Origin of the sequence: Nonomuraea sp. NPDC059023, from assembly GCF_042740095.1 — a bacterium.
GTDB lineage: Bacteria > Actinomycetota > Actinomycetes > Streptosporangiales > Streptosporangiaceae > Nonomuraea.
Map to the genome: position 1 here is coordinate 97941 of NZ_JBHYIO010000024.1, position 23963 is coordinate 121903.

The 23963-nt window shown below is 71.0% G+C and carries 18 protein-coding genes; 9 read left to right on the forward strand and 9 right to left on the reverse strand.

Annotated elements, in window-relative coordinates; all coding sequences use genetic code 11:
* Positions 1-14: 14 nt before the first annotated feature.
* Positions 15-5573: a TIR domain-containing protein gene (locus ACFWYW_RS34940; protein WP_379612949.1), complete on the reverse strand. Its 5559-nt coding sequence runs from the start codon at positions 5571-5573 to the stop codon at positions 15-17.
* Between the two features lie 57 nt (positions 5574-5630).
* Here ACFWYW_RS34940 and ACFWYW_RS34945 point away from each other — a divergent pair, with 57 nt between their 5' ends.
* Positions 5631-6791 (forward strand): SLC13 family permease, encoded by a 1161-nt coding sequence (locus tag ACFWYW_RS34945; protein WP_379612948.1) that lies wholly within the window; start codon positions 5631-5633, stop codon positions 6789-6791.
* A 65-nt stretch (positions 6792-6856) separates the two neighbouring features.
* Entirely contained in the window at positions 6857-8920 is a 2064-nt protein-coding gene (locus ACFWYW_RS34950; protein WP_379612947.1) for a phosphocholine-specific phospholipase C, read from the forward strand.
* A gap of 19 nt (positions 8921-8939) precedes the next feature.
* Here ACFWYW_RS34950 and ACFWYW_RS34955 read toward each other — a convergent pair whose 3' ends face one another.
* Genes ACFWYW_RS34955 through ACFWYW_RS34965 form a run of 3 tightly spaced genes read right to left on the reverse strand, consistent with a single transcriptional unit; the run spans position 8940 to position 11447 of the window.
* Entirely contained in the window at positions 8940-9779 is an 840-nt protein-coding gene (locus tag ACFWYW_RS34955; protein WP_379612946.1) for an inositol monophosphatase family protein, read from the reverse strand.
* Complete coding sequence (locus tag ACFWYW_RS34960) at positions 9779-10402, reverse strand: hypothetical protein (protein ID WP_379612945.1); 624 nt, start codon at positions 10400-10402, stop codon at positions 9779-9781. Before ACFWYW_RS34960 ends, ACFWYW_RS34955 begins: the two co-directional genes overlap by 1 nt.
* Positions 10380-11447 (reverse strand): hypothetical protein, encoded by a 1068-nt coding sequence (locus tag ACFWYW_RS34965; RefSeq protein ID WP_379612944.1) that lies wholly within the window; start codon positions 11445-11447, stop codon positions 10380-10382. The genes ACFWYW_RS34960 and ACFWYW_RS34965 overlap by 23 nt, the downstream gene beginning before the upstream one ends.
* Before the next feature lie 158 nt (positions 11448-11605).
* On the opposite strand from ACFWYW_RS34965, the gene ACFWYW_RS34970 reads away from it, so the two are divergent.
* Positions 11606-12499: a PIG-L family deacetylase gene (locus ACFWYW_RS34970; protein ID WP_379612943.1), complete on the forward strand. Its 894-nt coding sequence runs from the start codon at positions 11606-11608 to the stop codon at positions 12497-12499.
* 19 nt (positions 12500-12518) lie between these two features.
* On the opposite strand, the gene ACFWYW_RS34975 is transcribed toward ACFWYW_RS34970, so the two are convergent.
* From ACFWYW_RS34975 to ACFWYW_RS34985, 3 genes are read right to left on the reverse strand one after another with little or no spacing between them, the layout of a single operon-like run.
* Positions 12519-13292, reverse strand: coding sequence for a sporulation protein (locus ACFWYW_RS34975; RefSeq protein ID WP_379612942.1), 774 nt, complete (start codon positions 13290-13292; stop codon positions 12519-12521).
* A gap of 9 nt (positions 13293-13301) precedes the next feature.
* Positions 13302-14528, reverse strand: coding sequence for an SPFH domain-containing protein (locus ACFWYW_RS34980; RefSeq protein ID WP_379612941.1), 1227 nt, complete (start codon positions 14526-14528; stop codon positions 13302-13304).
* Positions 14528-16141, reverse strand: a complete 1614-nt coding sequence (locus tag ACFWYW_RS34985; protein ID WP_379612940.1) for an SPFH domain-containing protein — start codon at positions 16139-16141, stop codon at positions 14528-14530. The genes ACFWYW_RS34980 and ACFWYW_RS34985 overlap by 1 nt, the downstream gene beginning before the upstream one ends.
* A gap of 138 nt (positions 16142-16279) precedes the next feature.
* Here ACFWYW_RS34985 and ACFWYW_RS34990 point away from each other — a divergent pair, with 138 nt between their 5' ends.
* The 5 genes from ACFWYW_RS34990 to ACFWYW_RS35010 all read left to right on the forward strand — a co-directional run bounded on the left by ACFWYW_RS34990 (position 16280) and on the right by ACFWYW_RS35010 (position 21626).
* The gene (locus tag ACFWYW_RS34990) at positions 16280-17185 is read left to right on the forward strand and encodes an ABC transporter ATP-binding protein (RefSeq protein ID WP_379612939.1); all 906 of its coding nucleotides are present in this window, start codon (positions 16280-16282) and stop codon (positions 17183-17185) included.
* Positions 17182-18036, forward strand: coding sequence for an ABC transporter permease (locus ACFWYW_RS34995; protein WP_379612938.1), 855 nt, complete (start codon positions 17182-17184; stop codon positions 18034-18036). The genes ACFWYW_RS34990 and ACFWYW_RS34995 overlap by 4 nt, the downstream gene beginning before the upstream one ends.
* A 14-nt stretch (positions 18037-18050) precedes the next feature.
* The gene (locus ACFWYW_RS35000; RefSeq protein ID WP_184960935.1) at positions 18051-18284 is read left to right on the forward strand and encodes a helix-turn-helix transcriptional regulator; all 234 of its coding nucleotides are present in this window, start codon (positions 18051-18053) and stop codon (positions 18282-18284) included.
* 30 nt (positions 18285-18314) lie between these two features.
* Positions 18315-20423, forward strand: a complete 2109-nt coding sequence (gene uvrB / locus ACFWYW_RS35005) for an excinuclease ABC subunit UvrB (protein ID WP_379612937.1) — start codon at positions 18315-18317, stop codon at positions 20421-20423.
* 462 nt (positions 20424-20885) lie between these two features.
* Entirely contained in the window at positions 20886-21626 is a 741-nt protein-coding gene (locus ACFWYW_RS35010; RefSeq protein ID WP_379612936.1) for a hypothetical protein, read from the forward strand.
* Positions 21627-21659: 33 nt separating this feature from the next.
* Here ACFWYW_RS35010 and ACFWYW_RS35015 read toward each other — a convergent pair whose 3' ends face one another.
* Entirely contained in the window at positions 21660-22244 is a 585-nt protein-coding gene (locus tag ACFWYW_RS35015; protein WP_379612935.1) for a hypothetical protein, read from the reverse strand.
* A 198-nt stretch (positions 22245-22442) separates the two neighbouring features.
* On the opposite strand from ACFWYW_RS35015, the gene ACFWYW_RS35020 reads away from it, so the two are divergent.
* Positions 22443-23318 (forward strand): serine protein kinase RIO, encoded by an 876-nt coding sequence (locus ACFWYW_RS35020; protein WP_379612934.1) that lies wholly within the window; start codon positions 22443-22445, stop codon positions 23316-23318.
* Positions 23319-23329: 11 nt separating this feature from the next.
* Here ACFWYW_RS35020 and ACFWYW_RS35025 read toward each other — a convergent pair whose 3' ends face one another.
* Positions 23330-23953, reverse strand: a complete 624-nt coding sequence (locus ACFWYW_RS35025; protein WP_379612933.1) for a class I SAM-dependent methyltransferase — start codon at positions 23951-23953, stop codon at positions 23330-23332.
* Positions 23954-23963: the final 10 nt, after the last annotated feature.

Here is a 23963-nt window from a genome sequence, read left to right on the forward strand (position 1 = left end):
GCCATCTGGCGGGTTCAGATGTCGGCCTCCAGCGGGATCTGCCGCACTCCCGGCAGGTACACGTCCAGCTCCCCGAGCTCGAACCTCGACATCCCCACCACGTGCCAGAACTGGCCGCCGACCTGCCCCTCCAGCTTGTACCTGCCGTCGGGAGCCAGTGCCGCCCAGCCTTCCGGCAGGCCCAGGAGCGTCGCCTTGCGTTCGGCCCCCTCCCACAGGATCACCACGCCGTCGTCGCCGGCGCTGGCCAGGAGGTCTTCCGCGGGGTTGAAGGAGACCGACCAGACGCGGCGGGCGTGGCCGTACAACGTGTGAAGGAGATGGCCGGAGGCCGTGTCCCACACCCGCACGGCGGGATCGTCGCCGCCGGTGGCCAGCTGGGAGCCGTCGCGGGAGAAGGTGACGCTCCACAGCCGCCCGACGTTCTTGGTGAGCGTGTGCAGCAGGCGCGGCTGCCACGGCTGGCCGGGGCGCAGCTCCCAGACCATGGCCTTGCCGTCGTTGCTGGCGCTGGCCAGTTGCCTGCCGTTGGGGGAGAAGACGACGGAGTAGACGCGGTCGGCGTGGCCTTCGAGGGTGGCCACGCGCCCGCCGGAGTCGACGTGCCAGATGCGCACCAGGCGGTCGTCGCAGCCGGTGGCGACGAAGCGGCCGTCGGGGCTGAAGGCGATCGAGCGGACCCGGCCGCGATGGTCGGCGAGGTTGCTGAGCAGGCGCGCGGTGGGCCGGTACCAGACGCGCACGCTGTCGTCGTCGTTGGCGGTGGCCAGCAGGGAGCCGTCGGGGCTGAACGCCTCGGCCCACACGTGGTCGGTCTCGGCGTTGAGCTCGCGCTCGTAGTCGCCGGTGGCGCCGTTCCAGAAGTGGACGCCGCCGTCGTTGCTGGAGGTGGCCAGGAGGGGTCCGGACGGGGCGAACGTGGCGGAGATCAGCCGGTCGGCGCTGCCGGTGATCTCGCGCAGCCGGCGCCCGGTGCGCGGCTCCCAGATGCGGACGATGCCGTCGTTGCCGCTGGTGGCCAGCATGGAGCCGTCGGCGCTGAACCGGGCGGAGGAGATGCGCCTGCCGTGGCCGCGCAGCACCTGCTGGCAGCGGCCGGTCGCCGGCTCCCACAGCCGGACGGTGCCGTCGTTGCTGCTGGTGGCCAGCTGCTCGCCGTCGGGGCGGAAGGCGAAGGGCCACACCGAGCTGCGGTGGCCGCTCAGCTCGGTACGGCGGCCGCCCCCGACGTCCTGCAGCCGCACGGCCCCGTTGGCGTCGCCGGTGGCCACGGTGTGCCCGTCGGGAGAGAAGGCGACCTGGTAGACGGCGGCCGAATGGCTGGTGTGAACGCCGTGCGCGGCGCCGCTGGCCGGGTCCCACAGCCGTACGACGCCCGCGGTGTCGCCGCTGGCCAGCAGGTTGCCGCCGGGGGAGAAGGCCACGCAGTAGACGCTTCTGGCGTGCCCGGTCAGGGTCTGCTCCAGGGCCCAGGTGGTGGCGTTCCAGACGCGGACGGTCCCGGCCTCGTCGCCGGTGGCCACCCACCGGCCGCCGGCCACGACCCGGTAGACGGCGCCGCGGTGCCCGCCGAGCGAGCCGATCAGGTGGCCGGTCGGCACGTCCCACACCCGCACCACGCCCCCGGCGTCGCCGGTCACCAGCGCGCCGCCGGCGAACGCGGCGGTGAACACGGGCGCCTGGTGGCCGGTCAGCTCGTGGACGAGGTCGCCGGTGGCGGTGTCCCACACGTGGATGACGCCGTCGGCGTCGCCCGCCGCGACCAGCGCGCCGTCGGGACTGAGCCGTAGCGGCCAGACGCCGTCGGGGTGGCCGACGCGGCGGTGGCGCAGCTCGCCGGTGAGCGCGTCCCACAGCAACACCTGTCCGTCGCTTGCCCCGGTGGCCAGGACGTCCCCGGCGAAGCCCACGGCGTAGACGCGGCCGTTGTGCTCCTGGAGCGTGCGGACGGGCTGGCCGTCCACGCACAGCAGCACGCCGCCGTCCTGGTTGCCGATCGCCAGCGTGGAGCCGTCGGGGCTGTAGGCGACGGGCTCGGGCAGGCGCGTGGTCTGGAAGTGGAAGCCGTACGGCACGCCGATCCCGGCCGGCGCGAGCTGCACCTCGACCGGATGCCCCGGCACGACGGCGGCGCCGTGCAGCTCGGACATCGGCGGCAGGGTGCCGGTCACGTTGATCAGCGAGGCGCGGTGCCAGCGGGTGCCCTCGGCGGCCACGTCGCTGAGGTCGGTCTTGGCCAGGCGGGCCCCTGACAGGTCGGCGCCGGACAGGTCGGCGCCGGTGAGCCGGGCCCCGTCGAGCTTGGCCCCGGCCAGCCTGGCCGCGTTCAGCCTGGCCCGCGACAGGTTCGTGCCGGCGAGGGTGGCGCCGGTCAGGTCGGCGCCGGTGAGGTCGACGCCGGTCAGGTCACGGCCGGACAGGTCCTCGCCGCGCAGGTCCGCGCCACGCAGGTCGGCCTGGGCGGGCGTACGCAGCCGCGTGCTGACCTTGATGGCGTTGGCGGTGGCCACGTCGTCGGCCGGCGGGTCGGCCAGCCAGGCCCGCAGCGCCGCGGAGTCGGCCAGGTCGCACAGGAACTCCACGGTCAGCGCCGACAGCGGGCGCCGCGACAGCGCCTCCCAGTGCCCGGCGGCGATGTGCCGGGCGATCAGCCACTCCATGACGGAGGCGTGGATGAAGCCGAACATGCCCTCGTCGGTGCGGACCATCAGGCTGCCGGTGCCCACGGCGTGCGCGGTCTGCGGGCCGGTGAGCTGCCCGTCGGCCAGGTCGGTGAGCGTCTCGGCGAGCTCGGTCAGCTCGGCCAGGCCCAGGAAGGCCTCCCCGGTGTCCCACAGCCGCAACGCCAGCGCGGTGACGGCCCGCCACAGCTCGTCCACGCTGAGCATCCCGGCCGAGCCGGGCATGCTGGTGCGCTGCTCCTCGAAGCGCAGCCACGAGCTGAGGATCTCCTCGTACAGCAGCGCCGGGCTGATCGTGTGGCGGGTCGTGGCCACGGTACGCAGCCGGTCGGCGTCCAGGTCGGCGATGAAGCTGAGCATGCGCGGGTTCTGCGCGAGGTCCAGCAGGTCCTTGATGCCCTCCATGAGCGACATGCGGGCCACGGCCTCGTCGCCGTCGGTGAACCGGTTCTCCAGGTACGTGCGGATCTGGGCGTGGGTGAAGTCCTCCACGGCGAAGACCCGCCGCTGCGGCAGCACCCCGACGCGCTCGCCGAGCGTGGTCAGCACCTGGCTCTGCGACTTGAAGTGCTGGGTACGGCTGGCCACCACGATCTTCGCCTTGTCCACGGCGGCGGCCAGCAACGTGGACAGGTGGTCGGCCGCCCGGTCGTAGGTCAGCCGGGTCACCAGCTCGTCGAACCCGTCGAACAGCAGCACGATGCGCCCCTGCGCGAGCAGGTAGCGGAACGCCTTGAGGTCGATGACCTCCTCGCGGTGGTTGGCCAGGTGCGCGGCGACGAGCGCGTCGACCGAGTGCGCCTTGTCCAGGGCCCGCAGCTCGATGAAGATCGGCGTCAGGTGAGGCAGCTCGGCCGGGATGCGCCGGGCCAGCTCGCGCAGCGCGAACGTCTTGCCGTGCCCGAACTCGCCGAGCAGCAGCAGGAAACGGCCGTGGTCTGCCGAAAGCTGGCGCATCATCTCGTCGGTCAGCCCCTGCTCGACCTTGCCGGGGCGGTCGAGCGCCCGGTAACGCTGCGGGACGTACAGGTCGGGCGGATAGCGCCGGTCGCCGACGAGCCTGGCGGTCTGCTCGGCGACGTAGCCGGACAGGTCGAGCAGGCCCTGGAACTCGGTGAAGCTGCGCAGGCGCACACCCCGGCGCATGAGGTCCTCGCGCAGGGAACGTTCCGGCGGCGGACCCTGGTAGACGAGCTCGCCCTGCAGGCCGGTGGCGTGCGCCTGCCGGACGAAGCGCTCGGCGTCCCCGGCGGCGGGCGTGCCGACGTGCGCGCCGACCATGGACAGGCGCACGAACCCGTCCTCGGGGTAGGTGACCACCAGGTGGTCGGGGAAGCGGCGGATCCTGGCCCGCTCGTGCCGTGCCTCACAGACCTCGGTGAGCCGGTCGAGCAGTAGGTCGACCGGCCGCGGCGCGGGGGGAGCGGGCTCGGGCTCGGTGTCGGGAACCGGCCCCGGCACCGTCGGGGCGTCCTGGTCGGCGCGGAAGGTCTCCTGGGCCGAGCGCCAGGCGCGCGTGTCGCGCTCGGGCTCGCCGGGGCCGTCCGGCGTCCAGGCGCGCAGGCCCTCGCGGGTGAGCTCCAGCACGCGATGGCTGCCCGGCCGCAGCTCGGGCCCGTCCAGCAGCAGGTTGACCCGGTGGGCGAGCAGGCGCTCATAGGTGGCGGCGTCGCTGAGGTCGCGCACCGGGTGGCCGATCGCGCCGAGCCGTAGCCAGCCGCGCTCCTCGTAGGGGCGCAGCCGTTCGGCGAACCAGGCCGCCTGGCCCTCGCCGAGCAGCGCGTACGCGTCGCGCTCCAGGTGGCTCATCGCCATCGTGGAGTTGAACCCGGCGAGGACGACCTTGAGATCGGGGATCTCGAACATCGACCACGGCTGCCCGCCGTCGAAGACCCGGTCGTCCAGCCCCTGGAAGACCTCGGCGAACAGCCCGGCGAAGTGCCGCCACTTCGGCCAGTACGGCGGCTGCGGGCTGACGTCGTCGGCCTCGCAGGTCAGGAAGTACGCGCTCGCGGCGGCCTTGGTGACATCGCGCGGCCCCGGCACGACGGCCAGCCGGTGCGGTTCGAGCCCGACGAGGTGGCGCAGGTCGGTGAGGAAGCGGGTGGCCTGGCCGAACTGGCCGAGGCTGCCGGACTCGGTGAGGTTGCCGCTGACCACCATCAGGTCGGGACGCGGCATGCCCCTGTCGTACATGCCGGTCAGGTCGGCCCAGATCCTCGCCTGCATGTCCTCGGGCGTGAACGGTTCGCCCGGGTCGGGCAGCGCCCGGCCGAAGCGCGGCCCGCCGACGTGCAGCACGCTGACCGACTCGCGCGAGCGGGCCGCCTCCGCCTGGGGCGGGAAGCCGGGCGCCGTCACCGGCGTGCGCCTGGCGCGTGAGCGCTCGGCGGGTTCCGGCAGCGTGGGCGCGGGGGCGGGCTCGCCCGTGCCGTCGGGGAAGGCGGGCGCGAGTTCCGGCTTGGCCCGGCCGGCCAGCGACTCGCGTACCCGGCCGAGCAGCAGCGCCCTGGCCAGGCCGGGGTCGGTCACGCCCAGCAGGTCCACCCACGTGATCGTGGACAGCAGCCCTTCGAGCTGGACGTCCTCCAGCCGGATGGTGACGAGCTTGTTGGAGGGGTTGTCCGGGTCGGCGCGCAGCGCCGCCTGCCACTCCATGCGGCCGTAGCGCGAGGTGAGGTAGTTGCGCGAGAGCACCGCCACGACCAGCTGTGCCTCGCTGACGCCGCGGTCCATGAAGTCGATGAAGTTCGTGCCCGGCACGAAGTCCCAGTCCTGGATCATCGTCCGGTATCCGGCCGCCTCCAGTTGCCAGGCGATCCATGTGGCCCACGCCGTGTCGGCGGGGGAGTAGCTGACGAAGATGTCCGTGGGCCTTCCGTCACGCGCCATCTGCCCAGTATTCCGCGTGGGATCGGCGTTTTGGAGGTGGTGTGCGATCATCTTCGGGTGTGGAGGCGACTGTCCGCGCTCGACTGGGTCAGGATCGGGCTGCTCGCGCTGGGACTGATCTTCGTGGCGACGGGCTGGCTGCCGCTGAACGTCGCGGTGGAGAAGTTCGACGAGATCGCCCCGCTGCTGCTGTTCCTCGTCGGCGTGATCGTTCTGGCCGAGCTGACGAAGGAGGCTCAGGTCTTCGACGCGATCGCGGCGAGGATGGCGGTGTTCGGCCGCGGCAGCTATCTCGCGCTGTTCTTCTTGTGTACGGCTTTCGCCTCTTTCGTCACGATATTTCTGAACCTGGACACCACGGCGGTCCTCCTCACCCCGGTCATGCTCGCCCTGGCCGCCCGCGCCGGCATCGCCGCGCTGCCCCTGGCCATGACCACGATCTGGCTGGCCAACACCGCGAGCCTCCTGCTGCCGGTCTCCAACCTGACGAACCTGCTGGGCATGAACGCCCTGCAGATGTCCAACCGGGAGTTCGCCACCCGCATGTGGGCGCCGCAGGCCGCCGCGATCGCGGTGACGATGGTGTTCCTGTGGCTGTTCTTCTGGCGCAGGGGGCGCCGCGGCGAGATCCGCTACACCCCGCCCAGCCTGGAGCCGATCGCCGACACCGTCCTGTTCTGGGCGGCTTCGGCGGCGTGTGTGCTGTTCATCGGCGCGCTCCTGCTCGACCAGCCGGTGCACGTGGCCGCGACGGTGGCCGCGCTGATCGTCGTGGCGGCGTTCCTCGTACGCGACCGCAAGCGCCTGACCTGGAACCTGATCCCCTGGCAACTGCTCATCTTCGTCACCGGCCTGTTCCTGGTCGTCCCGGCGCTCAGCCTGCACGGCCTGGCCGACGTCATGACCTGGATGATCGGCAACGGGGACAATCCCTATCGCACCGCCGCCGTGGGCGCGGGCCTGTCCAACGCCATCAACAACCTGCCCGCCTACCAGGCGCTGGAGGAGGTCGCCGGGCGCGACCAGTTGCTGGCCGTACTGATCGGCACCAACGTCGGCCCGGTCATCACCCCGTGGGCGTCGCTGGCCACCCTGCTGTGGTTCGAGTCGTGCCGCCGCCACGGCGTGAAGGTGCCGATGCGCCGCTTCCTGCTCACCGGCGCGGTCCTGGCCGTCACCGCCCTGGTCGCCGCGGTCTGGGCGCTGGGCGCGGTATGAGCTGTTCGCATGATCGCCACCTGCCCGTAATGGGATAGTTTCCTACCTTTGACACGCTCTCCGCCATGTCTCTCGCACCCTCCCGCCGCGGTTTCCTCGCCCTCGGCGCCGGCATCGCGGCCGGCTCGCTGCTGCCCCCCTCCGTCCACCGGGCCCTGGCCATGCCCGTCCCCCAGGGCGGCCTGTCGGCCATCAAGCACGTGGTCTTCCTCATGCAGGAGAACCGCTCGTTCGACCACTACTTCGGCAGCATGCGCGGGGTGCGCGGCTTCGCCGACCGCAACGCGGTCACGCTCAAGAACGGCAAGCCCGTCTACGAGCAGCCGAACGGGACAGGGAGCGTGCTGCCCTTCCCGGTACGCGAGGCGGCCGACCTGGTCGGCAAGGACCTGCAGTGGATCAGCGCCCTGGCCCACGGCTGGACCGACGGCCAGCGCGCCGCCGCCAAGGGCTGGCACGACGGCTGGATCCCGGCCAAGAGCCCGGCCACGATGACGTTCTACCGCCGCGCGGACATCCCGCTGCAGTACGAGCTGGCCGACACCTTCACCATCTGCGACAACTACCACTGCTCCGTGCTCTCCTCGACCAGCCCGAACCGCAACTACCACGTCTCTGGCCACACCGGCTACGAGCCCGGCACCACCAAGCGGGCCATCGACAACGCCGCCTACAGCGAGGACACCCACCAGGGATACACCTGGGCCAACGCGGGCGAGATCCTCCAGGCCGCCGGCCGGAGCTGGAAGGTCTACCACGAGTGGGACAACTACCAGGACAACAACCTGGAGTTCTTCGCCCGCTTCCGCCAGGTCGCCCGCAAGGCGCTCCAGGGCGACTTCAAGAGCATGGACACCTTCTACGGCCAGGTGAGCGGCGCCGCCGAGCCCAGGCGTCAGCAGCTCCTGGCCCGCCTGGAGGAGGGCGTGGCCAAGCTCGACCCGCAGGAGCGCGAGCTGTTCGAGCGCGGCCTGCGCCGCGTGCCGGCCAAGCAGCTCGCCGCCTCCTTCCGCGCCGACGTCCAGGCCGGAACCCTGCCCGAGGTCAGCTACATCGTGCCGTCGGCCGCCGACTCCGAGCACCCGAGCGCCTCCTCGCCCCTGCAGAGCGCCCGCATCACCTACGACATCCTCGACGCCATCGCCTCCCACCCCGAGACCTGGCAGTCGACCGCGCTGTTCATCACCTACGACGAGAACGACGGCTTCTTCGACCACGTCCCGCCGCCGCTCCCGCCCGCCGAGCAGACCTCCGACTGGTACGACGGCAAGCCCATCGGCCTCGGCATCCGCGTCCCGATGACGGTCGTCTCCCCCTGGACCGCCGGCGGCCACGTGGCCTCGCAGATCTTCGACCACAGCTCGACCTGCCGCTTCCTGGAGACCTGGCTGGGCGTGCGCTTCCCCGACATCACGCCCTGGCGCCGCACGGTCGCCGGCGACCTCACCTCCGCCTTCGACTTCTCCGGTACGGCCCAGCCGCCCGCCCCCGCCACCCCGGCGCCGGTCCCGGCCTTCAGCGGCCGGTGGAGGCCGGCGCCGCCGGCCAGCCAGTCGATGCCGGAGCAGGAGCCGGGGACCAAGCCGGCGCGGGCGCTGCCGTACCAGCCGAACGCCTGGGCGCGGGCGCTCGGGAAGGAGCTGGAGGTGACGCTCGCCAACACCGGCGCGGCGAGCATGCACATGACGCTCTATCCCTACAAGGGGGAGTTCGACCTGCCGCAGCACTTCGACGTGCAGGGCGTGAGCACGCGGCGCGTGGCGGTGGGCGATGCGTACCACCTGGCGGTGACCGGGCCGAACGGGTTCCGGCGCGAGTTCGCCGGGACGCTGTCGGCGGCGGCGGGCCGGGTGGAGGCGCGGGCGGTGATCGACATCGACCCGCGGCGGCTGCGCGTCGAGATCACCAACCTGGGCGAGTCGCGGGTGAAGCTGCGGGTCCGTGCGCTGGCCTACGGCGGGAAGGAGCAGGCGGTGCCGCTGCGGGCCGGGCAGTACCGGCAGGTGGTGTGGCCGCTGGAGGGCTCGCACGGCTGGTACGACCTGGAGATCACCTGCGAGGAGGACCCGTCCTACCGCCGCCGCCTGATGGGCCACGTCGAAAACGGCCGCCCCAGCGTCACGGGCTGATCTGCCCTCCCTCCGCGGGTCACCCCGGGCGGTGGTGATCCGCGCCGGGCCGGGTCGCCGAGGTGAGGAGGGGGAGGAGGGTGGGGAGGGTGTCGGGGTGGGCGGCGACGAAGCTGCGGTCCGCCGCGGTGCCGTTGACGTTCTCGTCGAACGGCGAGCCGTCCAGCGCCCGGATCTCCATCCCCGCCTCCTGGGCGATCAAAGCGCCCGCGGGCAGGTCGACCGCCTCCGCGCGGTAGCCGACCATGCCGTCGATGTCCCCCCTGGCCAGCATGACCCAGGACAGCAACGGGGCCCAGAGCTGCAGGACGCGCCGCGAGTGCAGTTCCAGGGCCGCCTTCAGCCCGAGGACGGTCGCGTCGTCGCGGGTGACCGTGTAGCCCTGGGTCCAGGCCAGCAGGGGGCCGTGGGGGAGGGGGCGGGCGGGCGGCGCCAGCCGTACACCTGAAGGGGACAGTGCCCCGTGACCGCGGATCGCCGACCACGTCTGGCGGGTCACGGGGTCGTGCACGACCCCGAGCACGGGACGGCCGGCGTGGCACAACGCCAGCCCCACCACGTAGGCGGGCAGGCCGATGGCGACGTTGTTCGTGCCGTCGAGCGGGTCGACCAGCCAGGTCCACTCCGCCCCGGCGGCGCCCAGCAGGCCGGACTCCTCGGCGATCACCGCGTGGCCGGGGTAGGCGGTCAGGATGCGTTCGACCAGCACCTTCTCCGAGGCCAGGTCGAGGTCGGTGACGACGTCACCGGCCGCGCCCTTGGCGTGCACGCCGAACGCGTCCGCCGTGCCGGCCGCCAGCAGCCGCCCGGCCGCCCGCGCGGCCTCCACGGCCAGTTCGCGCGCACGCTCCAGATCCATCACGGACCCCCAAAGTGAGTCAGGACCAGCTGGACGGCCAGCGCCCGTTCCCCGTCGTCGAGCGGGCGGCGGGCGACATGGTGGCCGGGCGCGCCGAGCGGGCCCAGCGACAGGTCGCGGCTGCCGGTACGCCCCGAGCCCAGCGCGATCGTGGCGGCCTCGCCGCCCTCGGGCACGACGCTGGAGTGGAAGCTGTCGGCGGGCAGCGTGTAGGTGTCGCCGGCGCCGAACACCTCGACCAGCCCGGTCGAGTGGCGCACGGTGCGCGGCGTGGGCGAGATGCGGTCGCCGTCGGCGCCGCTGACCACCTCGAACACCCGGTGGGTGGCCTCGGCGGCGGGCGTGTCGGTGACGACGGCGTGGACGTTGCGCACCTGGCCGTACAGGACGTGGCTGACCAGGTCCCAGCTGTGGCAGTGGATCTGCGAGGTGGTGCTGCCCGCGCCGGGCAGGCGGCGCGACCACAGGTGCAGGCAGACGCCGTCGCCGCCGGTGCGGTCGAGCGGCAGGCAGACGAATCCCAGCGGATGGTGCACACCGTGGAAGTCCCCCCGGATGGCGGTGCTCACCCATGCGCGGGCGCGCGCCGCGGTGAGTTCCTCATGTGCGCTGCGGTAGCTCATACGGATCCTTGGCCCGCAAGGCCTTGCGGGCGATGTCGACGATGTCGCGATCGTTGTACGTCCTGGGCAGCGGCAGCTCGACCCCGCGGAAGAGTTCCTGGACCTCTTCGACCGTGGGCTCGTCGCTCAGCGGTACCTGCTTGTAGGACTCCAGCGGAACCCGGCGCGCCTGCTCCAGGCTCAGCCGGAGCTCGGTGTCACAGCTCTCGTAGTAGAAGGTTCCGGCCAGGGCGGTCATCGCGCGGTTCGGGTCCTCGATCGTCATGATCACCCTGCTGGCGGACAGATCCCAGCGGAAGGTGGTCATCGTGGAGGACAGGCCCACGCCGATGTCGAGCAGGCCGTAGCGCTGGCGGTGCCAGAACGCGGCCAGGATCGTCGCGAAGGACTCCTTCCTGACCCGGTCGGTGGTCCACGTCTCGCCGGTGACGTCCGGGGCGTCGGCCAGCGAGCGGCGGTAGTGGGCGTACGCCTCGCAGACCTCGTTGTCGGTCGGATCGATGATCTCGATGCGGACGGTCAGGTGACGCTTGTCCCTGCGGGCGGCCGCCACGCACTCGGGCAGCGTGACGGCGCGCAGGAACGTCCCGGTGCCGCCCTTGAAGCTCCACCGGGTGGTGCCGGTACGCGCGTCGCCGTGCGCCTGGGCGATCTCCAGCGGGCTGGCCAGAACCCTGACCAGCTGGAGTTCGTCGAGGGCGCGCCGGGTGCCGGTGACGAGGGTCTCGATCTGCTCCAGCCGGGCCAGGCGGACCGGGAGCTCGGACAGGGCGCCAGAGGTGATGGTCGCCTCGACGGGAGCCTGGCGCAGCCGGTCGCGCAGCAGGGCGGTGGCGACCAGCGCGAGGATGACCAGCGTCGCGGCGCTGACGAGCTGGTTCTGGATCTCCTGGCCGTCCTTGCCGAAGAGCTCGTCCGGCATGATCCCCAGGATGCCCACGGTGATCGCCAAGCCGAGCGCGATCGCGCCGTCGGCGTTCTGCGCCGCCCACGGAGCGACCCGCTTCAGCGCCGCGCCGACCCGCCCCATCGTCTCGCCCCGCATCCGCAACGATCAGTCAGTTCCCCCACGTCATGGTAACGAGCCGGTCATGCGACCACCAGAGCATGATCCCGTACCTGGGGAGGAGACGAGAATCCACCCCTTTGATGAGGTACGCCGCTGACCTGGCCTTACGCTAGTTGTGGGGGTTGCAAACGGGGATGAAGTGGGTCAGGGCGGCGGGGGCCGTCGTGTGCGCTCTGGTGCTGGTCGTGTTCACGGTCTGCCCGGTGCTGCCGTGGACGATGAGACAGGTGGTGGCCGCCGAGCGGGCCGACCGCTTCGTCCAGGTCGTCGCGCACGCCGACGACGACCTGCTCTTCATGAGCCCCGACCTGTTCGGCGCGGTGGCCGGCGGCCGGGTCACCACGACGATCTACCTGACCGCCGGCGAGGGGCCGACCGGGGTGGAGGACGACCGTGACCCGCGCGCCTACGTCCGCGACCGGCAGGACGGCGTCAAGGCCGCCTACGCCTACCTCGCCGGGGTGCCGAACGTCTGGCGCTCGCGCGTCCTGAGCCTCGGCCGGCTGCCGGTCCGCGTCGACACGCTCGCCGCCAGCCCCAGGATCAGGCTCGTCTTCGCCGGACTGCCCGACGGCGGCGACCCGCGAGCCGACGGCGGGCACGACGCGCTGGCCAGGATGTGGGCCAGGGACGCCTGTGTACGCAGGTTCACCGGGCCGTGCCCGCACCCGTGCGTACGCAGGGAGGACGTGCTCGCCACGCTGCGCGCGCTCTACCAGCGCTACCGGCCGACCGTGCTGCGCACCCTCGACCCCAACCCGCCCGACGGGCACGGCGACCACACCGACCACACGGCCTCGGCCAAGTTCGCCGCCGAGGCCGCGCGGGGGATGAAGCTCAAGCTGCTGGCCTACCGCGGCTACACGATGACCGGCTGGCCGTCCAACCTCGACTGGCGGGCCAGGCGGCTGAAGGAGGCCGCGTTCCAGGTCTACCGGCGCCACGACTACCGCGCCGAGTCAGGGCCGCGCTACGCCGCCTGGCTCAAGAGGATGTACCTCGTCCGGCCCGGGATGTTCGGGCCGTGAGCCAGGCGGCGGGAGCGTTCTAGAACCAGCCGCGGCGGCGGGCCATCGCCTCAAGGCCCTGCTGGAGCGCCTGCTCGGCGGCGCCGGGGTGGTCGCCGTAGCGGACGGTGAAACGGTTGTAGGAGTCGCCGCCCGAGCTGAGGAAGCCGCCCCGGTTGTCGGCCTCCAGGATGACGTCCATCTGGGACGGGCCCGCGATGAAGGTCAGCTCCAGCTCGTTGAAGTGGCGCCGCCACTGGCCGCCGGCGTAGTACTCGATCTCCTGGAAGAACGGCATCGTCGAGCCGTACAGCGTGCCGCGTTCCAGGTCGGCCTTCTTGAAGCCGAAGCCCAGCCGGTCCAGGGCCGTGATGATGTGCTCCTGGGCAGGCAGCGGGCTGACGAACAGCGGGTCGAGGTCGCCCTTGTCCAGCGCGCCGGCCAGCGCCAGCTCGGTCTGGACGCCCAGCCGCATGCCCGGCAGCGCGTGGCCGCCGATCGCGCTGATCGGCGTCTCCCACGGCACCGGGATCTCGAACGGGTGGCTGTGCGAGGTCCCCGCCGCCAGGTGGAACGGCCCCGACACCTGCTGGCGCAGGAAGCTGTAGGTCGAGCGGTACTCGCTGTCGCCGCTCTCGATCTCGACCACGGCGGTGAACTCGATGTGGATGCCCTCGACCTTGTAGTCGGAGCCGCTGCTCTTGAAGTGCACGTCGCCGCGGAGCATCTCACCCGGACGGACGGTGGCATTGCTCAGGACGGTGTCGACCTCGACGCCGGCGCCGAACGCGGCCTTCAACTTGCGGAACACCATGGGGTTCTCCTAAGAGGTAGTGCCTGACCCGTTTCCGTGGGAGCCGGAGAGCCGGGGGAGGAGCTGGGCGAGCAGCAGGGTGGACATCGGGTCGGACTGGCCGCCGGCCGTACGAACCACGAGGGGCTGAGGAGCGCTCTCGGCCAGTTTGGCACCGACGTCGAGGCGGCGGCGAGCCAGTTCATACTGCAGGACGGCGCGGTTGTCGCGGTAGGACTCCGCCAGCCTGCGCAGCGCCTTCGCCTCGTTCTCCGCGGCGGTGAGGTCGGCGCGGCCGCGGGCCTCGATCTCCCAGCGCACGCGCTGCGCCTCGGTCTCCTGCTCCTCCAGCATGCGGGCGACGTCCTTGCGGGCCGTGTTGTGCGCGGCCTTGACCTCGACGACGCGGGCGTCGCGGGTCTTCTTGGAGCGCTCGATCTCCATGAGCAGCGTGTCGATACGGCGCTTGCGCGTCAGCTCCCACTCGCGCTCGTAGGCGGACAGCTCCTTGGCGACCTTCTCGCGGGTGGCCAGGTGCTGCTGGTACTGGTCGGGCAGCTGGACGTCGGGGATGTTGGCGCCGATGATGCGCACGCCGTACCGGCCGAGCTGGCGGCTGAGCGCGTCCTGCATGTCGCCCACGTCGGAGCCGCGCAGGTCGTAGGCGCGCTCGGTGTTGACGCGGCGGCTGCGCTGGCGGATGGCGTCCTGGACGGCGCTGGACAGCACGAGGTCGAAGTTGCCAGCGCCGATGGTACGCACGAAGGCGACCGGGTCGACGATGCGGAACTTCAGGAAGAACTCGATCGACTTCAGCGGCACGTTCTCGGCCGTCGGGCAGGCCACGATCGGCGCCGAGTAGGGGATCTCGGTGGAGGTGTCGACGACGGCGTCGACACGGTCCCACGGCAGCCAGAGGTAGTGGCGGCCCGGCGGGAGCGTTCCGGTGATCGCGCCCCACCTGCTGCGGACCCCGGTGGTGCCCTCCTCGATCTCGATGATGGCCTTGCGCCACATCCACACGGCCGCGATCACCACCAGCGCCGCGGCCGACAGAGCCGCCCAGAGCCAGCCGGAGAAGATCGCCAGCCCGGCGAAGTACAGGGCCAGGAAGATCAGGGCCATCCACGCGAAGCCGCGCCGGTCCTTGGGAATCACGACCGGCACCAGCTGGCCCTGCTCACCGCCGCGCAGCAGCTGCCTGATGTCCGACCAGGAGGCCAGCGACTCCTTGATCTTCGAGAACTCGCGCGCCATCAGAGCTCACCCTCCTTCTGTACGGCAGGCAGCGGACGCTCCACGGTCTTGTCCGCGTCGCCGGGCGGATCGGCCGCGATCTCCGGCAGCTCGGTGGCGTCGGCCGGCTGGGCGACCTTCTTCAGCAGCGCGGCGATCTCGACCTCGCGGCCGGCCACCCGCTGCCCGATCTCGGAAAGCCTGCTCCTGATGGCGGCCATGTCCTCGGGCGAGAACAGCGCCGCCCCCTTGCCGCCGATCAGCTGCTGGGCCAGCGCGAGGAAGTCGATGTCGGTCTCCTCGCCCACCTGCACCACCTGGGGCAGCTTCGCGGCCACGGACTCCAGCTTGGTCAGCAGGTCCTGCTGGAAGCGGTAGTCGAGGATCTCCGGCGCCTCGGCGGCGCTCAGCGCCCTGATGTCCAGCGCCTGCGCCTCCAGGAGGGCGGCGTTGGCGTTGGCGGTGGACTCCGCCTCGACCAGGCGCTGCCCGGCCTGCGCCTTGGCCTGGTGGCTGGCCCGCTCAAGGGCGGTGTCCATCCTGGCCTGGTAGCCGGCGATCTCGGCCTGGATGGCGCTGAGCGTCTCCTGCAGCCCGGCCAGCTCCTTGATCAGGTCGCCCTCGTTCTGCTCCTTGCGCAGCTGGAGCTCGTATTCGTAGGTGTAGGCCTCCTTGGCCACCCGTACCATCTCGGGGGCCGCGAGGTCCATGCGGTACTCCTGGCTGGAGGGCTCGGCGTGGGTGATGTTCACGTCGGTCAGCCGTACGGCCGGCAGGAACTGCTGGTTGAGGCTTTCCAGGATGCCCTGGGTGCTCTCGCCCACCAGGTCGTAGATGTCCTCGGCGCGCTGGGCGTAGATGAGGGAGCGGGTGACCTCGCTGACGGAGTTCTGCAGCTTGGACTGGAAGCCGCTGACCGAGCCGAGCACGAAGATGAACTCCGCCGGGTTCTCGATCCTGAACTGCAGGAACAGGTCGACGCTCGCCTTGACGCCCTGCTGCGTCGGCGCCTCGCTGATCGGGGCGTTGAACGGGTACTCGCGGGTGGTGTTGACGATGTAGCTGACCCGCTTCCACGGGTTGAGCAGCGTCACCCGGCCGGGATCGGCGATCTGCACCAGCTTGCCGAACTTGGTGATCAGGGCCTTGCAGCCCTCGGGCACCATGACGACGCTGCGCCGCCACCACAGGAACACCGCGGCCAGCACCAGCACGAGCCAGTAGTGGGGGCCGAAGAACAGATCGGTGTTCGGGATGATGCCGCCGAGCGCGCCGATGAGGCCGAGCACCACGAGGATGCCGAGCGGCACCACCACCTTGGCCGTCGTCCCCTTGGGGATCACGACGGGGGAGATGACGTGCATGCCGTTCTCGCTGAAGCTGCGGTTGACGATCTCGCCGGCTTCGTTGAGCGAGGCGCTCCTGGCCTCGATGACCGTGCCCGTCGACACGCCGCCGTCCCGGGCGGCCGCGAAGTCATGCGGGTTGAGGGCGAACCCAGGAGCTTGGGCGGCGAGTTGCTGCCCGGCCTGGTCCACCGCCTGGCCGACCGCCTGCCGCAGGTCGCCACCTTGAACCACCGCCTGGGCTATCCCCTGGCCTGCCTGGATCAGGGCCTCTCTGGGTCGTGACATCGCACCTCTCTTTTCCTGTTCAGGCCGCTCTTGACCGTATCGGGTGCGACTTACTGTTCGCTTGCAATGCCCTGTCACAGATGTATTGCGGTGCATAGCAGGTGTGCTATCAATGTAGTAGTCCTACTATCGGGAGGGATGATGGAGGCTCTGAGCGAGCTCCCGCTGAACGCGGAACCCGCCCGCGACGACGCCGTCATCGAGGTCAGCGGCCTGCGGATGAACTACGGTCCGCGCGAGGTGCTGAACGGTGTCGGCTTCACCGTGGAGGCGGGAGAGGTGATCGCCCTGCTGGGTCCCAACGGGGCGGGCAAGACGACCACGATCGAGATCCTCGGAGGGTTCCGGGGGCGCTCCGCCGGGCACGTCCGCGTGCTCGGCCAGGACCCCGCCCAGGGCGGGGAGGCGTGGCGGGCCAGGATCGGCGTCGTGCTGCAGTCGTGGCGCGACCACGGGCGGTGGCGGGTCAGGGAACTGCTGCGGCACGTCGGGCGCTATTACGAGCCGTACCGCACGCCGTACCCCACGGACGAGCTCATCGAGGCGGTCGGGCTCGCCGAGCACGCGGGCAAGCGCGTCAACCGGCTGTCCGGCGGGCAGCGGCGCAGGCTCGACGTCGCGATCGGCATCGTCGGCCGGCCGGAACTGCTCTTCCTCGACGAGCCGACCGCGGGCTTCGACCCGCAGGCCAGGCGCGACTTCCACGACCTGGTGCACCGGCTGTCCGACCTGGACTCCACCACCATCCTGCTGACCACCCACGACCTCGACGAGGCCGAGAAGCTCGCCGCCCGCATCCTCATCCTGTCGGGCGGCCGCATCGTCGCCGACGGCAGCCCCGACCAGCTCGCCCGTGGCGTCTCGCGCGACGCCCAGGTCCGCTGGAGCCGCGAAGGCGAGCTGTTCGTGCACGCCACCGACGACGCCACCCGCTTCGTGCAGGGCCTTTTCGCGCAGTACGGCGACGCGATCGAGGACCTGGAGGTACGGCGGGCCACCCTGGAGGACACCTACATGGCCATCGTGCGGAAGGAGGAGCGGTGAACGCCACCACTAACGCGGTGAAACTCGGCCTGGCCAGGGGCTGGATCGAGTTCCGGCACAGCCTGACCAGCTCCACCGACATGTACTTCAACGCCCTCATCTCCCTGGCGTTCGTCGTCGTGCTGTACTTCCAGCGCGAGGTGAAACTGCCCGGCACGAACCTGTCGCTGGCGGCGGCCACGCTGCCCAGCATGCTCGCCCTGCTCGTGGCCGTGGGCGGCCTGGTCGGCACCGTCGGCACGCTGGCGGTCGAGCGCGAGGACGGCACGCTGCTACGGGCCAAGGCCATGCCGCACGGCATGACCGGCTACCTCATCGGCAGGATCGTCAGCACCTCCACGGCCGGGCTGGTCACCCTGCTGATCGTGCTGGCGGCGGGGCTGATCCTGGTGCCCTCGATGCTCGGCACCGGGCCGGGCGGCTGGCTCATGTTCGCCTGGGTGATCGTGCTCGGACTGCTGGCCACGCTCCCGCTGGGCGCCGTCGTCGGCTCGCTGACCAGCAACCCGCAGGCCGCCGCCGGCTTCTCCATGCTGACCATCGGCGCCCTCACCTCGGCCTCCGGCATCTTCTACCCGATCACCTCCATGCCGGAGTGGCTCCAGACGGTCAGCCAGATCTTCCCCCTGTACTGGCTCGGCCTCGGCATGCGCTCGGCCTTCCTGCCCGACTCGGCGGTCACCGCGGAGATCGGCCAGTCGTGGCGGTTCTTCGAGACCACGGGCGTGCTGGGCCTGTGGGCGGTGGCCGGGCTGCTGCTCGCGCCGCCCATCCTGCGCAGAATGGCCAAGCGTGAGTCCGGCTCGCTGGTGCAGGAGCGCCGCGAGCGGGCGATGCAACGGGTGAGCTGAGAAGATAGGCGGCGATGAGCGAGATCGTCTACAACCGCATCGCCCTGCTGCGGGCCGAGCGCGGCGTCACCCGCAGGCAACTGGCCGACGCGCTCGGCGTCCACTACCAGACAGTCGGCTACCTGGAGCGGGGGGAGTACAGTCCCAGCCTGTACCTGGCGCTGCGCATCGCCGCCCACTTCGAGGTGCCGGTCGAGGTCGTCTTCTCCACCACGCCGTTCCCGCGCATCGGCGAGCGTACGGCGTGAACTGTCGGTGCGGTTGCCTACAGTGGCAGCATGCGACCGGTCACAGATTTGCAGCGCAAGGTGGCGCCCTTCGAGGTGATCACCGAGATGACTCCCTCGGGCGACCAGCCCACGGCCATCGCCGAGCTGGAGCGCCGCGTCACGGCCGGTGAGAAGGACAACGTGCTGCTGGGCGCCACGGGCACCGGCAAGACCGCCTCCATCGCCTGGCTCATCGAGCGCCTCCAGCGGCCGACGCTGGTCATGCAGCCCAACAAGACCCTGGCCGCGCAGTTCGCCAACGAGCTGCGCGAGATGCTGCCCAACAACGCGGTCGAGTATTTCGTCTCCTACTACGACTACTACCAGCCCGAGGCGTATGTCCCGCAGAGCGACACCTACATCGAGAAGGACTCCTCGATCAACGACGAGGTGGAGCGGCTGCGCCACTCGGCGACGAACTCACTGCTGACCCGCCGCGACACCGTCGTGGTCGCCTCGGTCTCGTGCATCTACGGCCTGGGCACGCCGCAGGAGTACGTCGACCGCATGGCCAGGCTCAAGGTCGGCATGGAGGTCGAGCGCGACCAGCTCCTGCGCCGCCTGGTCGACATGCAGTACACGCGCAACGACCTGGCCTTCACCCGGGGCACGTTCCGGGTCAGGGGCGACACGATCGAGATCATCCCGAAGTACGAGGAGCTGGCCGTACGCATCGAGATGTTCGGCGACGAGGTCGAGAAGCTCGCCACGATGCACCCGCTGACCGGCGAGGTCATCACCGAGGACGACGAGCTCTACATCTTCCCCGCCTCCCACTACGTGGCGGGCGAGGAGCGCATGGCCAAGGCCGTGGCCGGCATCGAGGCCGAGCTGACCGGCCGCCTGGAGGAGCTGGAGCGCCAGGGCAAGCTCCTGGAGGCCCAGCGCCTGCGCATGCGCACCACCTACGACATCGAGATGATGCGCCAGATCGGCACCTGCTCCGGCATCGAGAACTACTCGCGCCACATGGACGGCCGCGAGGCGGGCAGCGCCCCCAACACGCTGCTCGACTACTTCCCCGAGGACTTCCTGCTGGTCCTGGACGAGTCCCACCAGACGGTCCCGCAGATCGGCGCCATGTACGAGGGCGACGCCTCCCGCAAGCGCACCCTCGTCGACCACGGCTTCCGCCTGCCCTCCGCCCTGGACAACCGCCCGCTGAAGTGGGAGGAGTTCCTGGAGCGCATCGGCCAGACGGTCTACCTGTCGGCCACGCCCGGCTCCTACGAGCTGGGCCGGGTCAAGGGCGACGTCGTCGAGCAGGTCATCCGCCCGACCGGCCTGGTCGACCCCGAGGTCGTGGTGAAGCCCACCAAGGGCCAGATCGACGACCTGGTCCACGAGATCCGCGAGCGGGCCGACCGCGACGAGCGCGTCCTGGTCACCACGCTCACCAAGAAGATGTCGGAAGACCTCACCGACTACCTGCTGGAGCTGGGCATCCGCGTCCGCTACCTGCACAGCGAGGTCGACACCCTGCGCCGGATCGAGCTCCTGCGCGAGCTGCGCAGCGGCGAGTTCGACGTCCTGGTCGGCATCAACCTGCTGCGCGAGGGCCTCGACCTGCCCGAGGTGTCCCTGGTGGCCATCCTCGACGCCGACAAGGAAGGCTTCCTGCGCTCGGAGACCTCCCTCATCCAGACCATCGGCCGCGCCGCCAGAAACGTCTCCGGCCAGGTCCACATGTACGCCGACAAGATCACCCCCTCGATGGAGCGGGCGATCGACGAGACCAACCGGCGCCGGGCCAAGCAGATCGCCTACAACGAGGCCAAGGGCATCGACCCCCAGCCGCTGCGCAAGAAGATCGCCGACATCCTCGACTCGCTGCAGCGCGAGGACGCCGACACCGAGCAGCTCATGGGCAGCGGCCGCCAGCAGTCACGCGGCAAGGCGCCCGTACCCGGGTTCGCGGCCAAGGCGGCGGGGCAGCACGCCAAGGCGATCGCGGGAGAGATGCCGCGGGCGCAGATGGAGTCGCTGATCGAGTCGCTGACCGAGCAGATGCACCAGTCCGCGGCCGACCTGCAGTTCGAGGTCGCGGCCCGGCTGCGCGACGAGATCAAGGAACTGAAGCGGGAACTGCGTGACATGCGGGAGGCAGGCGTCAAGTAGGGCGTGGTCCCTCGCTGTCGCCCGGGGCTGTGACAACGGGGCTCTGCCTCACACCCCGGGCGAGGGAGAACCCTCGCGCTCCCCGCGTGGTTGCGGCTGGGTGACGTGCGCTGGGTGGTTCGCGGGCTGAGGGCCGTCACGTCGTGGCCGGGTGCTTGTCGGCGCCAACGTCACAGGTTCGCTGTGGTCCACCACGGACCGGCCACGGTCGTCGGTGTGAGGGGTGGTGGTTCTTTGGCGACAGGTGGCAGGTGGCAGGTGGTGAGTGTCTGCCAGGGGGCGGTGCCCGGGGTCATGGCTCTGAGCTGCGGTTCGGGTGGTGGGTTGGAGGGTGTGACGAAGGCCACGGCCAACTCGGGTCATCACAAGAATCGATTGCCCCACCGGCCACGGTAAACACAGCGTAATCTGACGGTCACCCTTTGAAAGGAGTCCGCTGTGTCCGGACCGCAGGTGTACGAGATGCCGCTGGAGATGGTCAGGCGGCATCCGAGTCTCGTCCTGGAGTTGATGTCGGTCGCTCAGGGTGGGCTGCCGACCGGGTATCGGGATGCGCGGCTTGTCGCGGATGAGCCGGAGGCGCCGATGGTGGAGGTCACGGCGGTCAACGGCGGGCGGATCAATGTGTGTCTGCGGTTTCCGTTGGCACTGGTTGGCGGGCGGGTGGATGACACAGGGCTGCTGATGGTCGTCTGTTTTGACGAAGAGGTGGCCGACCAGTTCCGGCATGGGCTGGAGACCGTGGTGGTCGGGCCGCGGGACCTGCGGCGCTGGTACGCGTTGGACAAGATCGCGGAGTCGCCCGAACTGGCCACACTGTGGGCTATCGCCAGTGGTGACCCGGATGTCCGTGCGTGTGTGGCCAAGGCGCTGCTGGTGTTGAAGGATGAGCGCGGCGCCCACTACTACTCGTACTTGAGCTCCCGGCTTTCCGCCCAGGACCGGGCGGAGCTGGAGAACCTGATGATGGGCGAGCGTTACCTGCTGATCGAGAACGCCGTCACCGGGCCCTTCTGGGAGGCCGGGCGCTGGCACGGGCGGCGCGAGACGTTGCGGTGGCTGCTGGAGCATCGGCGGCTCAAGGTGGACCGGGTTCAGGACGAGGCCATCGACTCCTGCCGGCGTCAGTCGACGGTGCGGGAGTGGATGCTGCGCGCCCTGACCGCCGCCACCGCCGAGGACGTCTTCACCAAAACTCCTTGAGCTGTTTCGCCGCGACAAGACGCATCCAGGACGTCAACGCTGCCGAGAAGGAGACTCTCCCTCGTTGACCACGGGAGGATGGATTCTGGTGGCCACCCACGGGGCCAGGTCGTCGTAGCCGGCGCCCTTGTTGATGCGGGCCCGCAGGTTCTGGGCCTGGGCGGTGGTGAACATTCCGCCCGCCAGCACAAGCGGGAAGCCGAGGCGCCAGCTCAGCAGGGCCTTCTCGCTGTGCCGGTGCGCGTTGCGGAGGACGGCCGCGCCCACGCGGACCGCGTGCTCGTTCAAGGGCGGCACGCCGGGACGGTCGGGCTCCCTGGCCGAGTAGCGGAAACCCTCGTCCAGATCGCACGGCGGGCACCCGGCCGGGCCCCTGCCCCGGCGGCTGCCGCAGGCGGGGCAGGTCAGGCGGTCGAAGGCGGCGTCCACGACCCGCCACGCGTAGGGCTTGATCTCGCTGACGATCATCTCGGCGAGGTCCGGGTCGTCGGGCAGCGACTCCTCCTTCAGGAAGGCCTGGTAGCCGTCCTCCACGAGGGTGTCCAGGAGGCCGCGGCAGCGGGCGCAGGAGGGGGCGCCGCCGTACTCGAAACAGCCGCATCGCGGGCACCGGTGCATCCGCCCAGCGTAGCGAGGGGTAATTCGGTTGCGGGTGGTCGGCGGGGTGGGCATACTCGTCGGAGCTTCGAGAGCGAGGAGGTCGAGACCATGGCGAATGTCTTCCGCGTGCCTTTTTCCGCGTCCTCAGACCTCCCCACCGGTCAGCCGCTGACCTGATCGCCGCGCCGGTGGGCCTTCACTCTGGAGCCTTTCACCGTGCCGAAGCAGTACCGCAAGCGTGGCAAGAACGCCCTCGACGCCGACGACATCGAGTGGCTTGAGAACAATCACCGCGACGAAGCCGACGAAGACGGTCCGCCCGAGGGGGATCGCTGGTCCACCTGGGACCTCAGCGTGCCGACCGAGCGCGGGCCCCGGCCGTACCCCGGCTGGCTGGTCACCGAGCTGGCCGCGGTCGACACCGAGCTGGGCGTGCTCAAGACCGGCAAGGAAGCCGACGTGCACCTCATCTCGCGCGGCGTGCCCGGCACCGACCGCCAGTGCCTGCTGGCCGCCAAGCGCTACCGCTCGGGCGAGCACCGCCTCTTCCACCGCGACGCCGGGTACCTGGAGGGGCGCCGCATGCGCGACAGCCGCATGTCGCGGGCCATGGCGGGGCGCACGGCGTTCGGCAAGCAGGTGATCGCCGGGCAGTGGGCGGGCGCGGAGTTCGCGGCGCTGACCCGGCTGTTCGAGCTGGGGCTGCCGGTTCCCTACCCGGTTCAGATCGTGGGGACGGAGGTGCTGGAGGAGTTCATCGGCACGCCCGACGGCTACGCGGCGCCGCGCCTGGCCAACGTCTCGGACGACCTGCCCGGCCTCTGGGAGCAGCTCGTCGACGCGATGGTACGGCTGGCGCACGAAGGCCTGGCCCACGGCGACCTGTCGCCCTACAACATCCTGGTCCACAAGGGCCGCCTGGTCATCATCGACCTGCCCCAGATCGTGGACGTGATCTCCCACCCCGCCGGGCCCGAGTTCCTGGACCGGGACGCCCGCAACGTGGCCACCTGGTTCGCCGGAAAGGGCCTGTCCCGGGCCGACCCCGACGGACTGGCCGCCCTCCTGCGCGCGGAGGCCCGGGTGAGGTGAACCGGGGTCGTTCAGAGCACGGCGGTGCCCATGACGTGGAACGCCCACGGCGTTCGCCCGCCGGGGAACAGGAACCGGTCGAGCCGCCCCACCCGCAACCCGGCGCGCTCCACGGCCGCGACCGTGTCCCGCCCGCAATGGCAGCCGCCGAGCAGGCGCGGGCCCACGGTCGCGTCGATGACCCGCTGGGCCCGCCGGATCCCGGCGGTGTCGGCGCGTACGTGCTCCAGGAACCGGAACCGGCCACCTGGCGCCAGCACGCGGCGCACCTCGCGCAGCGCCGCGGCCTGGTCGTGCACCGAGCACATCACCAGGCACGACACCACGCCGTCGAACTCCCCGTCGGCCGCGGGCAGCCGCTCAGCCAGTCCGTCGACGACCTCGACGGGCACCGGCGCCTCCTTGGCGGCGTGCCGGGCGGCCGCGCGCAGGCTGGGCTCGGGTTCGACGGCGAGCACCTGGGTGACCTCGCGCGGGTAGTGGCGGAAGTTCATGCCGTTGCCCGCGCCGATCTCCAGCACGTGGCCGTGGAGCGGGGCGAGCAGCGCCTGGCGTTTCTCGCGCATGCCGCCGCGCTCCATGGCGTGGCTCAGCCGGATGTAGAGGCGGGCGAAGATCGGGTGCTTGACGTCCACCCCTCCATCA

Bases quoted from the DNA above. Each gene is read 5' to 3' on its own strand.
- ACFWYW_RS34940 (WP_379612949.1), bottom strand. From the start codon at position 5,573: ATGGCGCGTGACGGAAGGCCCACGGACATCTTCGTCAGCTACTCCCCC.
- ACFWYW_RS34950 (WP_379612947.1), top strand. From the start codon at position 6,857: ATGTCTCTCGCACCCTCCCGCCGCGGTTTCCTCGCCCTCGGCGCCGGC.
- ACFWYW_RS34955 (WP_379612946.1), bottom strand. From the start codon at position 9,779: ATGGATCTGGAGCGTGCGCGCGAACTGGCCGTGGAGGCCGCGCGGGCG.
- ACFWYW_RS34960 (WP_379612945.1), bottom strand. From the start codon at position 10,402: ATGAGCTACCGCAGCGCACATGAGGAACTCACCGCGGCGCGCGCCCGC.
- ACFWYW_RS34965 (WP_379612944.1), bottom strand. From the start codon at position 11,447: ATGCGGGGCGAGACGATGGGGCGGGTCGGCGCGGCGCTGAAGCGGGTC.
- ACFWYW_RS34970 (WP_379612943.1), top strand. From the start codon at position 11,606: ATGAAGTGGGTCAGGGCGGCGGGGGCCGTCGTGTGCGCTCTGGTGCTG.
- ACFWYW_RS34975 (WP_379612942.1), bottom strand. From the start codon at position 13,292: ATGGTGTTCCGCAAGTTGAAGGCCGCGTTCGGCGCCGGCGTCGAGGTC.
- ACFWYW_RS34980 (WP_379612941.1), bottom strand. From the start codon at position 14,528: ATGGCGCGCGAGTTCTCGAAGATCAAGGAGTCGCTGGCCTCCTGGTCG.
- ACFWYW_RS34985 (WP_379612940.1), bottom strand. From the start codon at position 16,141: ATGTCACGACCCAGAGAGGCCCTGATCCAGGCAGGCCAGGGGATAGCC.
- ACFWYW_RS34990 (WP_379612939.1), top strand. From the start codon at position 16,280: ATGATGGAGGCTCTGAGCGAGCTCCCGCTGAACGCGGAACCCGCCCGC.
- ACFWYW_RS35000 (WP_184960935.1), top strand. From the start codon at position 18,051: ATGAGCGAGATCGTCTACAACCGCATCGCCCTGCTGCGGGCCGAGCGC.
- uvrB (WP_379612937.1), top strand. From the start codon at position 18,315: ATGCGACCGGTCACAGATTTGCAGCGCAAGGTGGCGCCCTTCGAGGTG.
- ACFWYW_RS35010 (WP_379612936.1), top strand. From the start codon at position 20,886: ATGCCGCTGGAGATGGTCAGGCGGCATCCGAGTCTCGTCCTGGAGTTG.
- ACFWYW_RS35015 (WP_379612935.1), bottom strand. From the start codon at position 22,244: ATGCACCGGTGCCCGCGATGCGGCTGTTTCGAGTACGGCGGCGCCCCC.